The following is a 20,749-nucleotide window of genomic DNA, read 5'->3' as shown; positions in this document are numbered from 1 at the left end:
CCGGACGACGGGCAGGCCGGAAAACGCACTCACGCACTTCCGCACTCACGCACTGCGGTTTGCCGACACGCGAGGCCCCGATGCAGGAAAGCGAGCTGATCTACGACTGGAACTGCTCCGAAGGCTGCTTCGACTACTCCACCCGCCGCGGCGTGCAGCTCAACGACGAGACGCTGCGCGACGGGCTGCAGTCGCCCTCCGTCCACGACCCGACCATCGGCGAGAAGATCCGCCTGCTGCACCTGATGGCGGAGCTGGGGATCGCCGCGGCCGACATCGGGCTCCCCGGCGCGGGCCCCCGCGCGGTGGCCGACGTGGAGGCGCTGGCCCGCGAGATCGCCGACGCACGCCTGCCGATCGAGCCCAACTGCGCCGCCCGCACCGTGCGCGCCGACGTGCAGCCGATCGTCGACGTCTCGCAGCGGGTGGGGATCGCCATCGAGGCGGCCACCTTCATCGGCTCCTCGCCGATCCGGCAGTACGCGGAGGACTGGACGCTCGACCGGATGCTGCGCGCCACCGAGGACGCGGTCACCTTCGCGGTGAGCCACGGCCTGCCGGTGATGTACGTGACCGAGGACACCACGCGCGCCCGGCCCGAGGTGATCCGGAAGCTGTACACCACGGCCATCGAGTGCGGGGCGCGGCGCATCTGCCTGGCCGACACGGTGGGGCACGCCACGCCGCACGGGGTCCGCCAGCTCGTCCGCTTCGTGAAGACCGAGATCGTGGAGCCGAGCGGCGAGGAGGTGAAGATCGACTGGCACGGCCACCGCGACCGCGGGCTGGCGGTGCCCAACTGCCTGGCGGCCATCGAGGAGGGGGCGCACCGCATCCACGGCACGGCGCTGGGGATCGGCGAGCGCTGCGGCAACGCGGAGATGGACCTGCTGCTGGTGAACCTGAAGCTGCTGGGGCTGCACGACTGGGACCTGTCGAAGCTGGCCGACTACGTGCGCCTGGCGGCCGGGGCGTGCCGGGTGCCCGTCGCCTACAACTGGCCCGTCTTCGGCGAGGACGCCTTCCGCACGGGGACGGGGGTGCACGCGGCGGCCATCGTGAAGGCCGAGCAGAAGGGCGACGCGTGGCTGGCGGACCGCATCTACTCCGGCGTCCCGGCCGGGTGGTTCGGGATGTTCCAGAAGATCGAGATCTCGCCGATGAGCGGGATCTCCAACGTGCGCCACTGGCTGGCGCACCACGGCTTCGACGCCGGCGACGAGGGGCTCTGCTCGCACGTCTTCGAGGCGGCCAAGCGGTGCGACCACACCTTCAGCGACGACGAGGTGCGCGCCCTCTGCGCGGAGTACCACGCCGGCCGCCCCGTGGCGGAGGCGGTCTGACATGCCCGGGAGGAACAGGAGCAGCAACAACAACAACAACCAGCAGAAGACCTACGAGGAGCTGAAGCAGGACGAGAAGTGCATCTACCAGGCGTTCAAGGCAGCCACCGGGGTGGGACAGCACGCGCTCTGGCTGCAGGCGCAGCAGAAGGGGAGCTTCGAGCCCGACGATGGGGACGTGATCGCCGTGCTGGCCGCGATCCACGGGTTCGAGGACGAGGTGAGCGCCTTCTCCGGGAGCGACTTCGTGGGTGACGTGAACGGCGTGCAGAGCAACCTCACGGGGAAGCCGGGGACGGATTTCATCATGGTGGTCGCCGACAGGAGCAAGGTGAAGCACTCGGCCAAGGTCTACACGGCCACCGACCCGCGCAGCGTCCTGAAGGAGAGCAACACGCTCTTCAAGGACGTCCCCTGGCACGCGATCTACGGCAAGGTCCAGCCGAACCGGACCATCGCCTGGACGGACAAGCAGCAGCGGCTGCCGACCGGGCCCACCGCCAACGACGTGGTGATCTGCTTCGTCCGCAGGCCGAAGAAGAAGTAGGCCGGCGCCGGGCGAGAGTCTGACGCCGGGTCCGCGGGACGGGAGATAAAATGAACCACGCCTTCAGCGAGGATGAGATGCGCGCCCTCTGCGCGGAGTACCACGCCGGCCGCCCCGCGGCGGAGGCGGTCCGATGACGGAGCCGACGCGCGCGGACGCCGAGGGCGTGGACGTCTACTGGCTCCCGTACTGCACCACCTGCCAGAAGGCGCTCCAGTACCTGCGGGACAGGCAGGTGACGGTGCGCACCCTCCGCGACCTGAAGGCGCAGCCGCTGGAGGAGGCCGAGGTGCGCGACCTGGCCCGCAAGGTGGGCGGCGCGGAGAAGCTGTTCTCGAAGCGCGCGATGAAGTTCCGCAAGATGGGGCTGCACGAGAAGGAACTGTCGGAGGACGACCTCGTGCGGCTGATGGCGGAGGAATACACCTTCGTCACCCGCCCCGTCATCGTCCGCGGCGACCACGCGACGGCGGGGTTCTCGGCGAAGCGGGTGGACGAGCTGGTGAGCTGAATGTTGGTTAGGGCGCGATAGGTACTCGCTGAATAGAGCGACGCAGCCCCGTGGCAACCGTCTACGTGTTCGTGCCTGTCTGGAATCTGACGTTCTGCTTGCGAACACAACGCAGCATTCCTATTCTCCGACTTCGCAAAGTTTGGACTGAGACCTCTTCTCGAATAGGTCCGCCCGTTGCTGCTATTTACCCCCATCAGGTTCGATAAAACTCGGTGGGGTATTCCCACGTACGCCGTCCCCTCTCAACCGGCCCCCTGGACGCTGCGGTGTCTGTTCCCGCCGGAGCACTGATATGACTGAGGTGAATCGATGCAGATCCCGCTCGTCTTAGCCGATCAGCCACCCCCCAGTCCTACGCCCCCTGCGTTGCGAATGGGCGATTTGCCCAAAGTACTTGAACCCGGCCGAACAAGTTCTGCGAGCGATGTAGGACAGAGCAGCCGTGATTTGATCCTTCAGGAACTCGTCTCGATCCATGCGCAACGCAACCCAGAGGAACCTGTAGAGGGCGAGCCCAACCTGCCGCCCCGCCGTTCCGGCTCCCCGGAGTGGAACGGCGACATCACACATCGCCAGCGGGTGCTTTTGCACGCGTTGCCGCTCTTCCGCCTTCACCACGCAGACGCGATCGTAGGAGGCCAGGGCGGTGAGTTCGCGCATTACGACGCATTCGCGCTCGCGTTTCGCGTCTTCGATCTGATCATCGAGAACACCGGGCTCGAAAACGAGCCCGAGACTGACGACCTCGCGCGTGCGCTATTCCCCACCCTCGTGGCAATGGACGCGGCCGCGGGCGTTGACCCTGACCCAGAGCGGCATCAGCGGATGGCCGAGCGGGTCCTCGAATGGCTGCTGAACGAGGCGAATCATCGGGAGCCGTACGGCGTTCCCTACACCGATTTCGAGGGAGGAGAAGCCAGGCGGCGCCACCTGGAGGTGAGACTCGTCACCGAACGGTACATGCCGGGCGACCGGATCGTGCCCCGCCTCTCTCCAGAGATCACCAACCTCTACCTGAGTGCGCTCAACCTCACGATTGAAGATCAGCAGATCGCGGTCGAGGCGGTGATGAACGCACAGATCGCCCGCGGCAGCTTCAATGAAGCGGTGCGAAGTGCACGTCAGGCCCATGCGCTCTCGGTGCGCTACCGCGAGCAGCTGGAAGCAATCCTCCGGGCAACGCGCCGCGATGTGCTCAGGGTGGATTGGCGCGATGAAGTGCCGGCGCTGCTGCATAATGCCCAGAGCCATATCGAGGAGCGCACGCGGACAGAGCGGCAGATCCGTCAGGGGGCGGAAGACAAGCTGAATGCGCTCCTGATGGGGAGTCCGGAAGCGATGCAGCTCGCGGAAGTCATCCAGTTGGTAGATCGCTGTTTTCAGCAGCACATCGCGCTCTTGGGCCAGTTGATCGTCGCACTCCCCACCTTCCTTGATGAGCAGGCTCGGCAGGCATTCCGCCCGCTGTACGTCCGCGCCTCGCCGGATCTACCGCGCGACGTCCTCGAGCCGTTCATGGCACTCCCTCAGGGCATCGCTCTGGCGGAGGTGGACTTCCTCCTCTCGCAGTTCGTTCCGCCCCGAATCCCTCGTGTGCTCTCGCTGCTGGAACTGGTGGACTGGCACTTCCGTCCCCGCGCGGAGTCTCGCGCGCACACGGTGGCGGTGCTGGAGCGTGATTTGGAATCAATCGCGGAGGAACTGCTCCGGTTCACTCCTGCGGATTGGGATCGCGCAGCGGCTGTACTGGAGGGAGTGGGCGACCCGATCGCGCTCTCCGCAGTCCTCTCCGGTCTTGGGGACGACACCACTCCAGCGGTGGTCCGGGACCTTGTGATGCTCCGAGCACTATTCGCTTTCTCGCCCAGTGAGGATAATGACGCGGACGGACTGTTTGCCGAGAGATCTGGCCAGCTCCTTCGTTCCGGCCTCTATCATGGAGATGACCTCGTCCTGTACCGCGTTCCGGAGAGCGAGGCGTGAGGATGCTTAAATTCCAGGAAATTGGCCGGCTGATTCACTTCGGCCTGAATATTCGCTCCGACCCGGTGCAGGAGCCGGAGTACGCCGAGTTGCTCCGTCTCTACGACAACGACACAGACTTTCGGCACGCGGTCCAGGGCGTTGCTCTCGGCCAAGGACTCGAGATCGCCGACGCTACGCAGTACGGAATCGTGTTCGTGCCGACAGCAGATTCCGTGTATCGCCTGAAACCCGGTGAGGTGCGGACCTCGGTTGGGCGAGACGACCGGCTGATCGAGGGCTTCGTTCATCTCGGCATCGCGGCGTCTGCGTACCCTCGCCCGGAGTTGCTGGACGATCCGGATGCCGTTCCCCACCCGGTCACCGTGACCGAGGTGGAAGAAAGGCTCCGCCAGATCTGCGACCGCCTCGCGGCGGAGGCAGCCGGCGAGCCAGACCCGGAGATCAGTTCGGTAGAGCAGGAACTGATCGCGGCTTGGCGGATCTATCAGCGCCGGGCTGCCGAGGGAAATCCGCGCAAACGGGTCGGTGCCTCTACGCGCGTGATGATCGAGAAGATGCTGGAGGCCCTCGTCGATCAGGGCATGTTCATGCGGAGGCGGCGCTCGGGGGAGACGGCGTATCAGCCCACGCCTCGCTACCACACGCAGGTGCGCGAGCTTCAGGCGGCGGTCGTCTTCCAACGCGTGCAGGATGTCGTCGAGAAACTAGCCGCTGCCGTCCCGAGCGCCTGAGGCAAAAAGCCGATGCCACGTATCAGCCGGATCCGCTACGTCAACCTCGGGCACGAAAAGGCCCGGATGGAGGACCTCACCCTCGATCTCCGGGACATTGAGGGTTCGCCCACCGACACTGCCATCTGGTTGGATAATGGTGGCGGCAAGAGCAGCATGCTCGCGCTCTTCTTTTCCGTCATGCGACCGGCGCTCCGCGACTTCCTCGGTGCTCGTGCGGAGCACAAGTCGAGAAAGCTCGATGATTACGTTCGGGCAGGAGATCACTCGCTCGTGATCGGCGAATGGGTGATGGACGAAACGGAGGGTGGCCTGTTCCCCGTGCCGATCCGACTAGTGACCGGCGTGTTCATCGAACGGAGCCAGACCCCAGGGGAGGAGAGCAAGCTTGACCGTACCTTTTTCTCATTCCGCGTGCGTCCCGACCAGCCACGGCTCACGCTTGAGGGTCTGCCGGTCTACCAGGACGGCGCCGAGACTGGTACCAGCCGCTGGACGCGAGCCGGGTTCAGATTGCAGATGGGGCAGCTGCGTGGAGAAAACCCCCTGGCACAGGTCTACTACACCGAGAATCAGACTGAGTGGACGGGGCATCTCGACGCCCAGGGCATCGATACCGAGCTGTTCCTCTACCAGGTGATGATGAACCTGCGGGAGGGTGGCGCCGGAGACCTGTTCAAGTTCAAGGACGTCGAGGAGTTCGTGGACTTCTTCGTCCGTGTCGTGATGAATGAGAAGGATGGTGAAGAGTTAGGGTCCACACTGATCCATTACCGCGACGACCTAAAGAAGCGACGGGTTCAACTACTCCCCGAGCGGAAGCTGGTCCACGGTCTCATCGAGCGATTCCGGAGTCTTCTCGACGTCCATGAGCGCCGCTCCGAGATGACTGGCAGAATCGCCGCGGTCGCGGGGACGGTTGCCGCTCTGCGCTCGTACATCAGCGAAGCTATCACCGCGAAAGTGGAGGAGGCTGCTGTCGCGCGAGCAGAGGCGGAGTCTGCCCTTCGCGACGCCGCCACGACCAAGGAACTGCTTGCCAAGCGCTCCAACCGGGTGATCGTTGCCCGGCACGTTTTGACGGAGCGGCAGGTTGTCGAAGCCAAGACGCGGGACGATGAAGCGCGCCGGGACTTCGACGCCGTGACCCGCGCGCTTTCCGTGGCGACGCTCGCGGTGCCCTTGAGTCGCGCGATGCGACACCGGAAATCGGCCGCGGATCTGGAGGAGCAGCTTCAGATGGCGCGGAGCGCTCATGCGCCACTGCTGGAGCGGCTTCGGGAGGCCGCGACGTCATATGCCGGCGCCCTTCTGCACCGGATCCGGCAAATCGATATGGAGACAGGGCAACTGCGCGAGCAGGCGCGGGAGTCGGACGAGATCGCCAAGGCGGCGCGGGAGGCAGCGCGTACCCACGAGCGTGCGGAGACTGAGGCTGCGAGCCGCTGCCGCAATCTCCGCGATCAGGAACACCAGGCTGAGATTGGGCGGGCTCGACTGGTGGAGCAGGGAGCGCTGGCACAAGGAGAGGCTCTGGGTGTGGCGCTACAACGGTGGCGTGACGCTGAACGGCGCGCCGGGGAAGACTTCCAGGCACATGTAGAGAAACTCCAAGCGCTCCGGGAAGAACAAGGTGAGCGTGCGCAGGTGATCACGAGCCGTCAACAGGACGCGAATGAGTCAGCGCGCGCTCTGGATGCGGCCCGTACAGCGTTGCAAACCGCCCAGTCGGAGAGGGAAGCGCTCGAGACCGACGAGATGGTGCTGGAAGTCATGCGCACCGATCGGCTCGACCTCGACCGCACTGACGACGCCACGCTCCGGCGCGTTGCCCAGGCAGGAGAGCGGGAACAGACTGAGCTCTTCGGCCTCTGGAGTGAAAAAGCACGAACTGAGCACGTTCTCCGCCAGCTCGATATCGCCGGGCTGCTTCCGCCGTCGCCGGATGTGGAGGTCGTGATCGGCTTCCTTGCCCCGCACCTCAAGATGGTCGTCTCGGGCTGGGAATACGCCTCCAAGGTCCTCTCGATTCCAGGCGGCGAGGCACGGGCGTTCGTCGAGCGCAAACCCCACCTCGCAACAGGTGTGATCGTTCGTGACGATGAGTTTGACGACGCCTGTGGGCTCCTCGCCAGCAGTGGACTCGAGGTGGATAGCCCGGTAGTAATCGCTCCTCAACGAGCTGCACACGCAGAAGCGGCGGTTGAGGGATACGTGTTGGCACCGTCCACCAACGCGCACTTCGACCCTGTCGTGGGGGAACGGGAGAGGGTGCAGCGGCAGAGCGATCTCGAGCGCCTTCGCCAAGCCGTCAGCGCGCGGGAGGGACGGCAGAAAATACTCCAGGAGCGTGCTTTCCGGCTTGCCTCTTTTCGTGAACGCTATCCACGGGATTACTTCGCGCAGGCCGCCGCGGATCTTGAACACCTAGCCGAGCGCGCGAAGCAGGATGAGGATCGCGTCGCGGAACTGAAGGATGCGCTTTCGGTGGCAGACGAGCTGATCAGTGAAGTGGAGGCCGCTCGCGACAGCGCCCGCCAGGCAATCACGGAGTCCGAACGTGCAGGCGAGCGGGTGGAAGCATACATCAGCCGCTTCGGCTCAGACCCGGAGGTGCGCGCGCGCGCCCTGGCTGACGCGGAAGGCACGGAGCTCCAAGAACGCGCTGCGGCTGAGAGTGCCCGCGCGCGTGCCGAGGCAGCGGGGGGAATTGCGCGGGCCCGAAGGGACGAAGCCGGCGACCTCGGTGAGAAACGCGGCGGATTGGACACCGCACGGCAAGCCGTCACACACGTCGATGAGGAGCGTCTGGTCCCATGTGACGGTGACTTGGAAGGGCTGCGTGAGCGATACGCGCAACTCCGCGCACAGTATGTCCGAGAGGTAGATGAGTCCGGTCTCGAACAGATGTGCGCGAAAGAGATTGAGGCCGCGCAGCAGGAGGAAGGACGCTACGAGGCACAGCTTCGGCGGTTCCTCAAAGACCCGGAATCCCGCACTGCGCAGATCCTCGCTGGCTCCTCGGAGGTGGAGCTTCAGCAAGAGGTTACCGACTGGATTAACGCGCTGCCGGATCGTGACCGGATTGAGGAAAAGCGGGACGACCTCGCTACAGAGCAGGCGGCGGCCCGGCAGATGATTTCAACCACCAGCCCGCGCTTAAAACAGGCAGTAGAGGAGCGGGATCATGCAGCACGAGAACGCGAGAAGCTTTCCGATCCGCCTCACGTCGAGATGGGACGCGAGGGGATCCCTGCCAGCGTGCAAGAACTCTCCGTCTGGCTCACGCAGGAGGAGACTTCTATAAAGGCGGACACCGAAGCCGTCGCGGCCAACGAGGCGGTCGCGAACGAGCTGCTCCACACGGCAGAGCTGGACGAGGCGGCGGCGCGCCATCTCCGAATCCAGAATGAGTCTCTTGATGGCATTGTAGAGAGCAATGCATCACTGCTGGCACGGCCTACGGCTCTATCAGCGCCCGTGGGTTGGACCGATCCAGCTGACGACATCGCGCTCTCGACCCGCATCTCTGAAGTGAAGAAGGCCCTCCTGACATTGCGGGCTGAGGACGCCGCGTTGGATGCCCAGCGGGATAGGCTGCATGAAGATCTGCTGGGCTGGATCGCGCACGATGAGTTCACGGCAGTGGTGCTTGGTCATCCCATGATCCGGAACATCCAGACGCGCACCGCCGCCGCCTGCGAGGGCGACGCCCAAGTCCTGGTCGAACGGCTGGAGATTCGTCTCAGCACCATCGATGCTGCGCTGAAAGCAGTTGAGACGATCCGTGCGACCCTCATCGGTCACGCGCTCGCGGCCGCCGAGAAGGGCATCCAGTATCTGGAGGCCGCAGAAAAGCAGTCCAAGATGCCGCGGCACATGCCGCTCTTCGCGGACAAGCACTTCCTGAAAGTCCAGCATAAGACGCCGGACTCCGAGCATCAGCGGTACGAGCGGATGGCGGAGTTGATCGACAAGATCACGGACGACAACGCAACTCTTTCGGGTATCGAAATCGTGCAGAAGGCTGTCCGCACGCTCGGCCGGCCATTCCGGATTGAAGTCATGTTCCCGGACAAGATGAGGGGAGCGTGGTATACCGACGTTGAGCGTCTCGGCCGGGATAGCGGCGGAGAAGTGCTGACCAGCGCGATTCTGCTCTACTGCAATCTCGCCCGCCTGCGTGCGCGCAATCGAGGCCGCTTGGCGAGCCAGACCAGCGTGCTGATGCTGGACAACCCGTTCGGCATGGCATCACGTCTGTCGTTTCTTGAGGTGCAACTCGACGTTGCCCGGGCCGCGGGGGTTCAGCTCATCTATACCACCGGCGTGAAGGACTACGACGCCGTCTCACTTTTCCCAAACGTGAACAGGCTGCGGCCAGCCGGGTTCGACGCGAAGCACAGGCAGTGGCTTCTGGCGCGAACGGACGTGCTCCGCCGCACGGACGGAATGGACATGGCCCGCATCGTCCGCTCCGCCCGCGATGCAGATGCCGATGCCGGCGCGGTTGCACTGGGAACTGCGTGAGCACTGTGGCGCTTGATCCCGACCGGGTAGCCCGGTTCGCGGAGCTCCTCCGGGCTCACCCTGGCAAACGCATTCTCGAGAAGGAAATCTGGAGCGCCTTCGCGGAAGCATTCCCCTATCGGCCGATGGGAGTCGCGGAGCGCCAGTGGCTCCGGTCCGCACTCGATGTGCTTGCTGAAGAGGGGGTGCTCGGGCTGCCTGCGGAGCGGAGCACGTACTGGGATCGCAGCATGGATCCACCGCTTCCTCAACTCGTCACGCGGATCGATGCTTCCGTTCAGCGCAGCGAGTCCTGGCGCGGCGATCCCTGGCACCTCTTGCTGAGCTGGGTTCCGGGAATGCCACGACTGGCGGAAGAGCAAGTGTATTTCCTTCGTCATGTGCACGACGGCTTGGTGAATGGCTCCCTTCTGACGCCGGCGCCGCTACGCTATCGCTCGCTCCAACTCACGGGCGACGAGAAGCGGCTGGAGCGCCACATGGCCACCGTCCTGTTTGGGGAGGGCAGGCTCAGCGTAGAGATGCTGAACCTATACCAAGACGTGCTTCCGCTCGCTTGGGAGCGGGTCGGGCCGGGTGGGGCGGTGCTGGTGTTCGAGAACTCAGCCCCGTTCTCCGTTGCGCGTGGCGTGCTCTCCGCGATGGAGCGGCCGCCGTACGGCATCGTTGCGTATGGGGCTGGACGCTGCTTCATTCAATCCGTAGAGCACCTTCTTTCCATCGGCTCTGAAGTTTCCAGCATCGATTATGTGGGTGATCTGGACGAGCCAGGCTTGGACATTGCAAAAGGTGCCGGAGAGACGGCGCGGAGAACAAGTGCGCTGCCTATCGTCCGCCCCGCGCCCGGCTTGCACAAGATGATGCTTAATGCGGCCGAGCGGTTTGGGCATCCGAACGGCTGGCCGGATCCGAAGCGGACGAGCTTGATCAATCCTTCCGCGGCAGACGTTCTCCCGCCAGACGTACGGTCGCGCGTGCTCGAGATTATCGCGGCTGGTCATCGCATTCCCGAGGAGGTTTTGGGGCCGGAAGAGATGCGGGCAGTGTGGATGCCAGTTGGCGGGTGAGAAGAGACTCAGCTGCGGACTAGTCTGAACTGAACCGGTCGCTGTTCGACCGGCTCAGGTCCGAGCGCACTGGTCTACTTCGCTAACGAGATGTAGATGATGCCGTGGTTGCGCGAGAACGCACAGTGCACCACCTGCCAGAAGGCGCTCCAGTACCTGCGGGACAGGCAGGTGACGGTGCGCACCCTCCGCGACCTGAAGGCGCAGCCGCTGGAGGAGGCCGAGGTGCGCGACCTGGCCCGCAAGGTGGGCGGCGCGGACAAGCTGTTCTCGAAGCGCGCGATGAAGTTCCGGAAGATGGGGCTGCACGAGAAGGAGCTCTCCGAGGACGACCTCATCCGGCTGATGGCCGAGGAGTACACCTTCGTCACCCGCCCCGTCATCGTCCGCGGCGACCGCGCGACGGCGGGGTTCAGCGCGAAGCGGGTGGACGAGCTGGTGGGGTGAAGCCACCTGTTCGTCTCGTCGCTCGGGAACGCCAGCCGTCAGAACGGCATCCTCTGCGTGCGAGACGAGCGGTACCGCTCCAGCCCAGTCTTCGAGACGGGAGGGGCGCATTTTTTGCACCGCAAATACTTGCTTGCCAACGAGTTAGGCGGAATTGCCGCGTGCGTGGAGTGGCGCTGCATGCGGCTGCCTGGCTCCCGGCGGAAAACCGGAACGGATGCGTTTTCCCGCGGAGAGGGAGGTCACCATGAGAAGCGCAACGCGGACGGCACAGCGCTGGATCACGGCGGCGGCGCTGGCGGGGGCGTTCGGCTTCGGCGGCGCGCAGGCGCTGGCCGCGCCGCGCGAGCTGGAGGGGCCGGGTACGTGCAACCCGGGGCAGTGCCAGATCTCGTGCCGGGCGATGGGGGCCGTGCGCAGCGAGTGCCACGATGGCCAGTGCGCCTGCCTCTTCATAACGCCCTGAACGCTTCGAGAGCCGGTCGATCCGGGGAGTACACCTTCATCAGCAGTGCACGCGAGGGACGGCGGGAGGTGCTTCGACGGGGGACTGCCGCTGCTATCGGGAGATTTCCTGATCGGCGGGGCTGAATTGCGCAGGAGGTCGATCATGCGAAACATGCATCGCTGGCTCGCCTCGGTCGTGATGGCGGCCGTCCTGGGGTTCGGCGCCTCGCAGGCGCTGGCGGAGCCCGGCGCCGGACGCGAGGGTCCGCCCGAGTGCCAGCCGCGCGGCTACGACGTCTCGTGCCGGGCGATGGGGGCCACCCGTGGCGAGTGCCATGAGGGCCAGTGCCTCTGCGTCTTCGTGACGCCCTGAAGCGCTTCCCCGCTCCCGTGGTCCGCGTCAGCCGCGCGGCGGCGGGGTTCTCGGCGAACCGGGTGGATGGCTGGTGGGATACGGCTGAGCGACGTCTCCCGCGCGAGCCGGGGGTCGGGTCCAGTGGGGGACGGACGACGAGGCCTTCGTCGTCCGTCCCCGATTTGTTACCGCCTTCACCCCAGCGTGGCGCTCGCGGGGTCCAGGTCGCCCGTGTAGTAGGCGATCAGGGTGCGCTGGAGGACCAGGGTGTACTGCGCGGCGACCACGGTGCTGGCGGCCTGCACCTGCGTGGCGCGGGCCTGCGTGACTTCCACCAGCGTGGCCATCCCCGCCCGGTACCGCTCCCGCGAGGTGGTGAGCGCCGGGTCGGTCGCGCGCAGCTGGGCCTGCGCCGCCTCGAGCTGCGCCTGCGCCGCCTGGTGGTCCAGATACGCCCGGCGGACCTCCAGCGCCACGGCGTTCTTCTGCGCCTCCAGCTCGATGCGCGCGTTGTCCACCTGCAGTTCCGCCCGCTGCGTGGCCGCCCGGGTGGCGCCGCGGTCGAAGACGGGCACCGACACGCCCAGCGACAGCGAGCCGCCGCGGTGCTGGTCGAGCTGGTCGGCGAAGGCCGGGTCGGAGGCGCTGGACAACGCGGTGCTGTACCCCGCGCTCAGCGTGACCGCGGGGAGCGAGGCCGCCTTCTCCGCGCACCCCCTGCTCGGCGGCGTCCTGGCGCGTCTCCAGGGCGGCCAGGTCGGCGCGCCGCTCCAGCGCCCGCGTGACCAGCGCGTCCAGGTCGTACGCCTGCCCCGCGGGCGCGGCGGGCTGCGGCGCCTGGAACTGGTAGCTGCCGCGCGGGTCGAGCTGCAGCGTCTGGATCAGGTCCACCCTGGCCAGCTCCCACGCCCGCTCGGCCTCCACCACGGCGGCGCGCGCGGCGGCCACGCCGGCCTGCTGCTGGTACAGGTCCGAGACGGGGCGCGTACCGGCGTCAGCGAACCGCCTGATCTGCGCCTCCTCGGCCTGGCGGGCGGCCAGGTCCTCGCGCCGCACCCGGAGCTCCTCGGCCCGGGCCGGCGCCGTCCGTACCCGTCCACCTCGCCGTCGTCGCAGGCCCCTCTGAACCACCATGCGGCGCACGCATTGCGGTGCTCCGCCTGACGCTCTCGGCGCCCGCCGGGTGCGCCCGGGGGGAATCCCATGAGCGAGCGTTCCTGGCCGGCCGGCGGAGGGGAGATGGCGGAGCGGATCCGGGCCCACGACTGGGCGCGGACGCCGCTCGGCCCGATCGACGCGTGGCCGCAGAGCCTCAAGACGGCGGTCGACCTCTGCCTGGGCTCCGCCTTCGCGGGCTTCGTCTGGTGGGGCCCGGAGCTCGTCCAGCTCTACAACGACGCCGCCCTCGCGATCGTCCGTGCCAAGCACCCGCAGGCGCTCGGGGCGCCCGCGCGGCAGGCGTGGGCGGACGTCTGGGGCGAGGTGGGCGCGCTGGTGGAGGGCGTCGTCGCCACCGGCCAGGCGGTGAAGGGCGAGGACCTGCCGCTGGTGCCGGACCGGGGCGGCGCGCGAGAGACGGCCTGGTTCACCTTCTCGTACAGCGCCGCGCGCGACGAGGCCGGGGCCGTCGCGGGCGTGTTCATCACCGCCATCGAGACCACGGCGAAGGTCAAGGCCGAGCGGCGGCTGGGCGAGCTCGCGGGCCGCGCCGGGCTGTCGGCGGACTTCCGCGCGCTCTTCGAGGCCGCGCCCACGCCGTACGTGGTCCTCGCGCCCCCCGACTTCCAGATCGTCGCCGTCAACGACGCCTACCTGCGTGCGACGATGACCGAGCGCTCGGAGATCGTCGGCCGCACCCTGTTCGACGTCTTCCCCGAGAACCCGGACGACCCCGCCGCCACCGGCGCCGCGAACCTGCGCGCCTCGCTCGAGCGGGTGCTCGCCACGCGCCGCGCGGACGCCATGGCGGTGCACAAGTACGACATCCGCCGGCCGCGCAGCGCCGGGGGCGGTTTCGTGGAGCGGTGGTGGAGCCCGGCCAGTGCGCCCGTCCTGGGGGCGGACGGCGAGGTGGCGCTGATCATCCACCGCGTGGAGGACGTGACCGAGATCGTGCGGCTGAAGAGCGCGGGCGAGGCGCAGGACCAGCTCCTCCGGGACCAGCAGGACACGATCGAGCGGCTGCGGGAGGCCGAGGAGGCGCTGCGCGCGAGCGAGGCGCGGCACCGCCTGATCGTGGAGGGCGCGCGCGACTACGCGATCTTCACGGCTGATCCCGAGGGACGGATCGAGAGCTGGTCGCCGGGCGCGGAAGCCGTGTTCGGCTGGTCTGCCGGGGAGGTGCTCGGCCGGCCGCTGGACATCACCTTCACGCCGGAGGACCGGGAGCGGGGGGAGCCGGAAAAGGAGCGCGGGGAGGCCCGCGCCACCGGGTCGGCGCCCGACGTGCGCTGGCACCTGCGCAGGGACGGCTCGCGCGTGTTCATCGACGGGACGATGCGCGCGCTGGACGACGGCGCGGGCGGCGTCCGCGGCTTCCTGAAGATCGGCCAGGACGTCACGCAGCGCCGCCGGGTGGAGGAGGCGCTGCGCGAGAGCGAGGAGCGCCACCGCCTGATCGTGGAGGGCGCGCGCGACTACGCCATCTTCACCACCGACCCGGAAGGCCGCATCGAGAGCTGGTCGCCGGGCGCGGAGGCCGTGTACGGCTGGAGCGCCGGCGAGGCGGTCGGCCAGTCCCTGGACATGACGTTCACGCCGGAGGACCGGGCCGCCGGGGAGCCGGAGAAGGAGCGCGCCGAGACCCGCGCCACCGGCTCCGCGCCCGACGTCCGCTGGCACGTGCGCCGGGACGGCGCGCGCGTGTTCATCGAGGGCGTCAGCCGAGCGCTCTTCGGTCCGGGCGGCGAGCCGCGCGGCTTCCTGAAGGTCGGGCAGGACGTGACGCAGCGGCGACAGACCGAGGAGGCGCTGCGCGAGAGCCAGGAGCGCTTCCGCACCCTGGTCCAGAACATCCGCGACTACGCCATCTTCCTGACCGACGCGGGCGGCGTGGTCACCGAGTGGACGGAAGGGGCCGAGCGGGTGAAGGGGTACACGGCCGAGGAGGCGGTCGGACGGCACGTCTCGATCTTCTACACGCCCGAGAACGTGGCCGCGGGCGAGGTGGAGCGGGAGCTGGGCGAGGCGGCGGAGCACGGCCGCGCCGAGCGCGAGGGGTGGCGGGTGCGCAGGGACGGTGCGCGCATCTGGGTCAACGAGATCGCCACCGCGGTGCGCGGCGCCGACGGCCGGCTGGTGGGCTACACCAAGATCAGCCGCGACCTGAGCGCGCAGCGCGAGGCGCAGGAGGCGCTGCGCCGGCTGAACGAGACGCTGGAGCAGCGGGTGGCCGAGCGCACGGCCGAGCTGGCCGAGAGCAACGCCGCGCTGGCGGCGGAGATCGCCGAGCGCGAGCGGGCGGAAGCGTCCCGGAGCGACGTCCTGCGCCGGCTCGTCTCCGCCGAGGAGAACGAGCGGCGGCGCATCTCGCGCGAGCTGCACGACTCGCTGGGCCAGCTGGTCACCGGGCTCCTGCTGGGGCTCAAGGCGCTGGAGCGCGAGGCCGGCCGGACGTCCCGGATCGAGGACCTGGGGCGGCTGGCGGACCGCATCGCCCGCGAGATGCAGCACATGGCGGTGCAGCTGCGCCCGCCGGCGCTGGACAGCCTGGGGCTCCAGGTGGCGCTGCAGAGCCACCTGGAGGAGTGGAGCGAGCGGCACGGGGTGGAGGCGGACTTCCACGGCGCGGGGCTGGACGGAGACCGGTTGCCGCCCGAGGTCGAGACCACCATCTACCGCGTGGTGCAGGAGGGGCTCACCAACGTGCTCAAGCACGCGCAGGCCTCCTGCGTGAGCCTGGTGCTGGAGCGGCGCGGCGGCTCCGTGCGCGCCATCCTGGAGGACGACGGGAAGGGCTTCGACGTGGAGGCGACGCTCGCCTCGCCCGAGAAGGCGAAGCGCCTGGGCCTAAGGGGGATGCGCGAGCGGGTGGCCCTGCTCGGCGGGGAGCTGGAGGTTGAGTCCAGCCCGGGGAGCGGGACCACCGTCTTCGTGCGGCTCCCGGACCCGGCCGGCGCCGGCCGGGAGGGCGGGCGATGAGCGACCTGCGCGTGGTGCTGGCCGACGACCACGAGGTGGTCCGCACGGGACTCAAGGCGCTGGTGGACTCCAGCTCCGGGATGCGGGTGGTGGGCGAGGCGGGCGACGGGCGCGAGGCGGTGGCCCGGGCCCGCGAGCTCGCCCCCGACGTGGTGGTGATGGACGTCTCCATGCCCGGGATGGACGGCGCCGAGGCCACCGAGCGGATCGCGCGCGAGTGCCCGGGCGTGAAGGTGATCGCGCTGACCGCCCACGACGACCGCGCGCACCTGGCGCGCCTGCTGCAGGCGGGCGCGGCCGGCTACGTGCTCAAGCGCGCCGCGGCCGACGAGCTGGTGCGGGCCATCCGCACGGTGGGCTCGGGCGGCACGTACGTGGACCCCGTCCTGGCCGGGAGCCTGCTGCGCAGCTCCACCCGGCCGTTCGGCTCCGGCCCTTCCCCCTCCGCCGAGGCGCTCAGCGAGCGCGAGGAGGAGGTGCTGCGCCGCATCGCCTGGGGCGAGAGCAACAAGGAGATCGCCGGGAAGCTGGGGATCAGCACCAAGACCGTGGAGACCTACAAGGCCCGCATCACCGACAAGCTGGGCCTCAGGAGCCGCACCGAGATGGTCCGCTACGCCCTGCAGCGGGGGTGGCTCGCCGAAAGCTGAGCGCTCCTTCCCCGCCTTCCGCGTGTCGGGGAACTTCCCGACGCGCTTTCGTTTGCTCCCGATACCGGGCCGCCATTCGGCAGGCTAGCATGCAATCCTATGCAGAAGCACGGGATGCATGCCCAGACACAACCCTCTCCGGCCGCGCTCGCCGCCGACGCCCGCCGCGCCGGGCGGAGGGAGCGAGCCGCCGACGCAGGGCACCTGCAGGCCGTCCGGGAGCAGGCGCGGCTCCAGGCCGAGGACATCCGCCAGCGCAAGGAGTGGATCGAGGCGCGGCGGCGCGAGCTGTGGGAGCGCAGGGACCGGCTGAAGACCGAGCTGGGCATCGGGGCTCCGCCCGTGGCGGACGCTCGCGATCACCTCGCGGCCAGCGGGCTGATCTTCCCCCCGACGCCCGCGCCGCCGGGCGCGGTGCCCCTCCTCGCAGCTCCCGGCGACCCCTCCGCCGCCGGTCCCGCCTGCCGGGACGACGTCCTGGCCCGGGCCCAGGCGGAGCAGGTCCGGCTCGAAACGGAAGTGAGCGGCTCGGAGATGCAGCTCGAGCGGCAGCAGGTCGAAGAAGAGAGCGAGGCCGAGCGCCAGTGGCTCCGCGACGAGGTGTCGCGGATGCGCGAGGACGGATGGAGCTGGGAAGAGCTGGCAGGCATCGGCTTCGGCCGGGACCTCCTGGCCGGGCTCGGGATCGACCCCGCCGCCGAGCCTCGCCCGGTGGACCTCACGGACGTGAAGCTCGACTCCCGCGCGGGCGGGGACCCCTCTTCCGGGGAGGAGCCGCCCGTCGTGGAGACCGGCCAGGCCCGTTGAGCGCGGGAGAGCCCGCCCCCCTCCCGTCGGGGACTTCCCCGACGCCCGCCTCTCACTCTCCCGATACCGTGGCAAGCCGCCGGAGCTTACGATTCAGGTCTTTACCTGTAAAAACGATACGAAGCACTGCGCGAGGATCGGCCCCGTCGTGAAGAAGCAGACTCTCCTCCTGGTCGACCCGGATGACGGGGCGCGGGATGCACTCGCCGAGCTCCTCCGGGACGCCGGCTACTCCGTGCTGGAGGCGCGGGACGGCAGCGTGGGGTTCCGGATGGCGCTCGAGTGGCTCCCGGGGCTCGTGATCGTGGAGCCCTGGCCCTCGTTCCCGGCGTCCGTCCGGGTGGTGGAGCGGCTGCGCAGCGCCGCCGCGACGCGGCACGTGCCGGTGCTGGCGCTCACCACTGCGGCGGCCCCGGAGCACCGGACCCGCGCCCTGGCGGCGGGGTGCGCGGACTACCTGGAGAAGCCCTGCCCGCCGGAGCGCGTGCTCAGGGTAGTGCGGCGGATCCTAGGCCCCGCCCCGTCCGGCGCGGCGGCGGATCGCGCGTGATCGGCCGCCTTCGAGCGCACGCGGCGGGATAATGCGGGAGCGGGCCGGATCGCGATGATCCGGCCCGCTTTCTCGTGCGGCCCGGGCCGGCGCTCGCGGAGCCGGCGCCGACGCCGGACGAGCTTCGGCGCGTGGGTGAAAGGACCTTCTTTTGCGGCGGACGGCGGGAGCGGTCTCGCAGAGCGTGGAGGCCTGGAGCCAGTGGAGCTTCCTGGACACGCTCACCGAGATGGGCGAGCTGCCGCCGGGCTTCCTCCTCCAGGCGATCGCCAGGGGGCGGGGCGGACGGGGACAGCGCGCCCGCGTGACGGACGGGCGGGTGGAGAGGGCTTCTCCACCCGTCCCCATCTTTCATCTGCGGAAGGCGCGGGGAGTCTTTTCGAATCCAGGAGCCTGCGATGCCCGGGATGCGGTGGGAGTACCTCACGGTGGTGGCGAACGTGCGGGGGTTTTTCGGCCCCAAGGTGAACATGGACGCGATCGGGGCGGCGTTCAACGCGTACGGCGTGGACGGCTGGGAGCTCGTCTCCGCGTTCGACGTGAACCGGGGCGAGGGAGTGACCTCCGAGATCGTCGCCTTCTTCAAGCGCCCGCTGGAGTGACGCGGCACCGGCCGGCGGCGGCGCGGTCCGGCACGAGACGCTTGCCTCCGGCCGCCGGGCAGTGCATCATCCGTTTCGAGCTCGATTTCTCCGGGAAGGCACCCGGCGCCCTCCGCAGGCGAGGAGGGCGCCGCCTCTCCGCCTCTCCCGCCCCCGCTGCACATTCACACCGGAGGTGGCTCATGCGGCTCGGAACGTCCGTGACGGCGCTCGCGGCCCTCTCGCTCCTCGCCGCGGCGTGCGGCGAGCCGAACCCGGCGGCCGCCCCGCCCGAAGTGCAGGCGCGCTTCATCACCAACGGCACGCCCACGGGGAGCGCGTACGGCAGCGTGGGCGCCCTCCTCTTCGACTTCAACGAAGACGGCGTCCTGAACGGCGACGACGAGGACTGCACCGGCAGCCTGATCTCGCCCACGGTGTTCCTCACCGCGGCCCACTGCGTGGAGTTCCTCGCGCCGGACGCGAAGCTCTACGTGACCTTCGCGCCCGACCTGTACGCGCGCAACCTCAAGCCGATCGCGGCGCGCGGCTTCCGCTTCGATCCCCAGTACGGGCGCGACCAGGGCGACCTGCACGACCTGGCGGTGGTGTTCCTCCCCGCCTCCGCGACGCGGGGCATCACGCCGCTCAAGCTGCCGCCGGCCGGGTACCTGGACGCGCTGCAGGCGCAGGGCGGGCTCACCGAGCAGCTCTTCGTCAACGTGGGCTACGGGGTCTCGGCCGGGCGCACCGGGGTCCCGTCCTTCGGCTACGACGGGCTGCGCAAGGTGTCGCTGTCGGAGTTCATGGGGCTGAACCAGAGCTGGCTGGGGCTGCTGATGAACACCAGCGCCACCGGCGAGGGCGGCGACTGCTACGGCGACTCGGGCGGCCCCAAGTTCCTCGACGGCAACCCGAACATGGTGGTGGCCACCGTGACCACCGGCGACTTCTGGTGCCGCGCCACCAGCTGGGACTACCGGCTGGACACGCCGTCGGCGCGCGCGTTCCTGGGGCAGTTCGTCGCTCTCCCCTGACCGCGGCGGCTGAAACAAACGACGCCGGAGCATCGTTTTCTCGGGGGCGCCGACCGCGCATGTCCGGCGGGGAAAGCCGGAGGCGGCTCGGGCGCAGCCTGGCACCGACCTGGAACGATGCACACCGCGCAGGCAGTGCGCTGGGAGTACGTGACGCTGAAGATGGACGTCGACCGCTACATCCGCGGCCCCGCCATCGACGTGGCCGACGTCAGCCGGCACCTGAACCGCTTCGGCGGCGAGGGGTGGGAGCTGGTCGCGATGGTCGACGTCAACGCCGGCGAAGGCCGCACCTGCGACCTCGTCGCCATCTTCAAGCGGCCGGCGTGCTGACGGATCGCAGTAGAGGAGATAAACGGGACGGGCGCCTCGCCGGGGCGCCCGTCCCGTTTATCTCAATGGCCAGAATCGTTCGTGCAATTGAACGTCATTCTGAGGGAGCCGCTGTGCCGAACCTTCTGAACGCAATGGAGCTGGGCGGCGACCGAAGAATCTGCTCACCCTGACACGAGGGTAGTCGCGAGGGACAGACCTCGCTCGCAGGGGAAGTAGATTCTTCGGTCGCGCCCGGGCTGTGTCGCGAAGGCAAGGTCGGCGCGGGCGCTCCCTCAGAATGACATCTCTATCCTTGCGCGATCGATATGGAATCCGGTATTTAGGGGCAGTATCGGGGGCCGGCTGGACGGGCGCGTCCGCTTCAGCAGAGGATCGGGATGACGACCCTGGTGTTCGACACGGACCCCGCAGCCACGCACGTCGAAGTCACCGACGAGCGGCTGGCGGTGCACCTCGCCGACGGGCGGATGATCAGTGTCCCCCTGGCGTGGTTCCCCCGGCTGGTGCACGGATCGGCGGAGGAGCGGGCGAACTGGCGGCTGCTCGGTGACGGCGACGCGATCGAGTGGCCGGACCTGGACGAGCACGTCGGAGTCGAGGGGCTGCTGGCGGGGCGGGGGAGCGGAGAAAGCGAGGCGAGCTTCCAGCGCTGGCTCGCGGCCAGGACCCGCGGGTGACGAA

Annotated in this window: 20 protein-coding genes; 19 read left to right on the top strand and 1 reads right to left on the bottom strand. The window is 68.6% G+C overall.

Going from position 1 to position 20,749, the window contains the following annotated elements; translation table 11 throughout:
• Positions 1–80 precede the first annotated feature (80 nt).
• From VF746_30775 to VF746_30730, 10 genes are all read left to right on the top strand, one after another.
• Complete coding sequence (locus VF746_30775) at positions 81–1,343, top strand: hypothetical protein (protein ID HEX8696843.1); 1,263 nt, start codon at positions 81–83, stop codon at positions 1,341–1,343.
• A 1-nt stretch (position 1,344) separates the two neighbouring features.
• Positions 1,345–1,890 (top strand): hypothetical protein, encoded by a 546-nt coding sequence (locus VF746_30770; protein ID HEX8696842.1) that lies wholly within the window; start codon positions 1,345–1,347, stop codon positions 1,888–1,890.
• Positions 1,891–2,023: 133 nt separating this feature from the next.
• On the top strand, positions 2,024–2,401 hold the full coding sequence (locus VF746_30765) for an ArsC/Spx/MgsR family protein (GenBank protein ID HEX8696841.1): 378 nt from the start codon (positions 2,024–2,026) through the stop codon (positions 2,399–2,401).
• A 450-nt stretch (positions 2,402–2,851) separates the two neighbouring features.
• On the top strand, positions 2,852–4,387 hold the full coding sequence (locus tag VF746_30760; protein HEX8696840.1) for a hypothetical protein: 1,536 nt from the start codon (positions 2,852–2,854) through the stop codon (positions 4,385–4,387).
• A 2-nt stretch (positions 4,388–4,389) separates the two neighbouring features.
• Positions 4,390–5,121 (top strand): hypothetical protein, encoded by a 732-nt coding sequence (locus VF746_30755; GenBank protein ID HEX8696839.1) that lies wholly within the window; start codon positions 4,390–4,392, stop codon positions 5,119–5,121.
• A gap of 12 nt (positions 5,122–5,133) precedes the next feature.
• Positions 5,134–9,651, top strand: a complete 4,518-nt coding sequence (locus tag VF746_30750; protein ID HEX8696838.1) for a hypothetical protein — start codon at positions 5,134–5,136, stop codon at positions 9,649–9,651.
• Positions 9,648–10,718 carry a hypothetical protein gene (locus tag VF746_30745; GenBank protein HEX8696837.1) on the top strand — a complete coding sequence of 357 codons (1,071 nt, stop codon included), beginning with the start codon at positions 9,648–9,650 and terminating at the stop codon, positions 10,716–10,718. Before VF746_30750 ends, VF746_30745 begins: the two co-directional genes overlap by 4 nt.
• Before the next feature lie 96 nt (positions 10,719–10,814).
• Positions 10,815–11,165 (top strand): ArsC/Spx/MgsR family protein, encoded by a 351-nt coding sequence (locus VF746_30740; protein ID HEX8696836.1) that lies wholly within the window; start codon positions 10,815–10,817, stop codon positions 11,163–11,165.
• 247 nt (positions 11,166–11,412) lie between these two features.
• Positions 11,413–11,631 (top strand): hypothetical protein, encoded by a 219-nt coding sequence (locus VF746_30735; protein ID HEX8696835.1) that lies wholly within the window; start codon positions 11,413–11,415, stop codon positions 11,629–11,631.
• A 144-nt stretch (positions 11,632–11,775) separates the two neighbouring features.
• Entirely contained in the window at positions 11,776–11,985 is a 210-nt protein-coding gene (locus tag VF746_30730) for a hypothetical protein (protein ID HEX8696834.1), read from the top strand.
• 176 nt (positions 11,986–12,161) lie between these two features.
• Here the strand turns inward: VF746_30730 and VF746_30725 are convergent, their stop codons facing one another.
• Positions 12,162–12,620, bottom strand: coding sequence for a TolC family protein (locus VF746_30725; GenBank protein HEX8696833.1), 459 nt, complete (start codon positions 12,618–12,620; stop codon positions 12,162–12,164).
• A 4-nt stretch (positions 12,621–12,624) separates the two neighbouring features.
• On the opposite strand from VF746_30725, the gene VF746_30720 reads away from it, so the two are divergent.
• From VF746_30720 to VF746_30680, 9 genes are all read left to right on the top strand, one after another.
• Entirely contained in the window at positions 12,625–13,131 is a 507-nt protein-coding gene (locus tag VF746_30720; protein ID HEX8696832.1) for a hypothetical protein, read from the top strand.
• Between the two features lie 39 nt (positions 13,132–13,170).
• Entirely contained in the window at positions 13,171–16,107 is a 2,937-nt protein-coding gene (locus tag VF746_30715) for a PAS domain S-box protein (protein HEX8696831.1), read from the top strand.
• On the top strand, positions 16,104–16,757 hold the full coding sequence (locus tag VF746_30710) for a response regulator transcription factor (GenBank protein HEX8696830.1): 654 nt from the start codon (positions 16,104–16,106) through the stop codon (positions 16,755–16,757). The genes VF746_30715 and VF746_30710 overlap by 4 nt, the downstream gene beginning before the upstream one ends.
• A 114-nt stretch (positions 16,758–16,871) precedes the next feature.
• On the top strand, positions 16,872–17,564 hold the full coding sequence (locus VF746_30705) for a hypothetical protein (protein HEX8696829.1): 693 nt from the start codon (positions 16,872–16,874) through the stop codon (positions 17,562–17,564).
• Between the two features lie 148 nt (positions 17,565–17,712).
• Positions 17,713–18,114 (top strand): response regulator, encoded by a 402-nt coding sequence (locus VF746_30700; protein ID HEX8696828.1) that lies wholly within the window; start codon positions 17,713–17,715, stop codon positions 18,112–18,114.
• 398 nt (positions 18,115–18,512) lie between these two features.
• Positions 18,513–18,716, top strand: a complete 204-nt coding sequence (locus VF746_30695; protein HEX8696827.1) for a DUF4177 domain-containing protein — start codon at positions 18,513–18,515, stop codon at positions 18,714–18,716.
• A 182-nt stretch (positions 18,717–18,898) separates the two neighbouring features.
• Entirely contained in the window at positions 18,899–19,732 is an 834-nt protein-coding gene (locus VF746_30690) for a trypsin-like serine protease (GenBank protein HEX8696826.1), read from the top strand.
• Between the two features lie 117 nt (positions 19,733–19,849).
• Positions 19,850–20,065, top strand: a complete 216-nt coding sequence (locus tag VF746_30685) for a DUF4177 domain-containing protein (protein HEX8696825.1) — start codon at positions 19,850–19,852, stop codon at positions 20,063–20,065.
• 380 nt (positions 20,066–20,445) lie between these two features.
• Positions 20,446–20,745 carry a DUF2442 domain-containing protein gene (locus VF746_30680; protein HEX8696824.1) on the top strand — a complete coding sequence of 100 codons (300 nt, stop codon included), beginning with the start codon at positions 20,446–20,448 and terminating at the stop codon, positions 20,743–20,745.
• Positions 20,746–20,749: the final 4 nt, after the last annotated feature.

This window comes from Longimicrobium sp. (assembly GCA_036389795.1).
Taxonomy (GTDB): Bacteria; Gemmatimonadota; Gemmatimonadetes; order Longimicrobiales; family Longimicrobiaceae; genus Longimicrobium.
The sequence above is the reverse complement of the archived record's forward strand: the minus strand, read 5'-3'. Positions and strand labels throughout refer to the sequence as shown.

What these genes read in the sequence shown, in the direction of transcription:
- VF746_30775 (HEX8696843.1), top strand. Translation starts at nt 81, where the DNA reads ATGCAGGAAAGCGAGCTGATCTACGACTGGAACTGCTCCGAAGGCTGC.
- VF746_30770 (HEX8696842.1), top strand. Translation starts at nt 1,345, where the DNA reads ATGCCCGGGAGGAACAGGAGCAGCAACAACAACAACAACCAGCAGAAG.
- VF746_30765 (HEX8696841.1), top strand. Translation starts at nt 2,024, where the DNA reads ATGACGGAGCCGACGCGCGCGGACGCCGAGGGCGTGGACGTCTACTGG.
- VF746_30755 (HEX8696839.1), top strand. Translation starts at nt 4,390, where the DNA reads ATGCTTAAATTCCAGGAAATTGGCCGGCTGATTCACTTCGGCCTGAAT.
- VF746_30750 (HEX8696838.1), top strand. Translation starts at nt 5,134, where the DNA reads ATGCCACGTATCAGCCGGATCCGCTACGTCAACCTCGGGCACGAAAAG.
- VF746_30740 (HEX8696836.1), top strand. Translation starts at nt 10,815, where the DNA reads ATGATGCCGTGGTTGCGCGAGAACGCACAGTGCACCACCTGCCAGAAG.
- VF746_30735 (HEX8696835.1), top strand. Translation starts at nt 11,413, where the DNA reads ATGAGAAGCGCAACGCGGACGGCACAGCGCTGGATCACGGCGGCGGCG.
- VF746_30730 (HEX8696834.1), top strand. Translation starts at nt 11,776, where the DNA reads ATGCGAAACATGCATCGCTGGCTCGCCTCGGTCGTGATGGCGGCCGTC.
- VF746_30715 (HEX8696831.1), top strand. Translation starts at nt 13,171, where the DNA reads ATGAGCGAGCGTTCCTGGCCGGCCGGCGGAGGGGAGATGGCGGAGCGG.
- VF746_30710 (HEX8696830.1), top strand. Translation starts at nt 16,104, where the DNA reads ATGAGCGACCTGCGCGTGGTGCTGGCCGACGACCACGAGGTGGTCCGC.
- VF746_30705 (HEX8696829.1), top strand. Translation starts at nt 16,872, where the DNA reads ATGCATGCCCAGACACAACCCTCTCCGGCCGCGCTCGCCGCCGACGCC.
- VF746_30695 (HEX8696827.1), top strand. Translation starts at nt 18,513, where the DNA reads ATGCCCGGGATGCGGTGGGAGTACCTCACGGTGGTGGCGAACGTGCGG.
- VF746_30690 (HEX8696826.1), top strand. Translation starts at nt 18,899, where the DNA reads ATGCGGCTCGGAACGTCCGTGACGGCGCTCGCGGCCCTCTCGCTCCTC.
- VF746_30685 (HEX8696825.1), top strand. Translation starts at nt 19,850, where the DNA reads ATGCACACCGCGCAGGCAGTGCGCTGGGAGTACGTGACGCTGAAGATG.
- VF746_30680 (HEX8696824.1), top strand. Translation starts at nt 20,446, where the DNA reads ATGACGACCCTGGTGTTCGACACGGACCCCGCAGCCACGCACGTCGAA.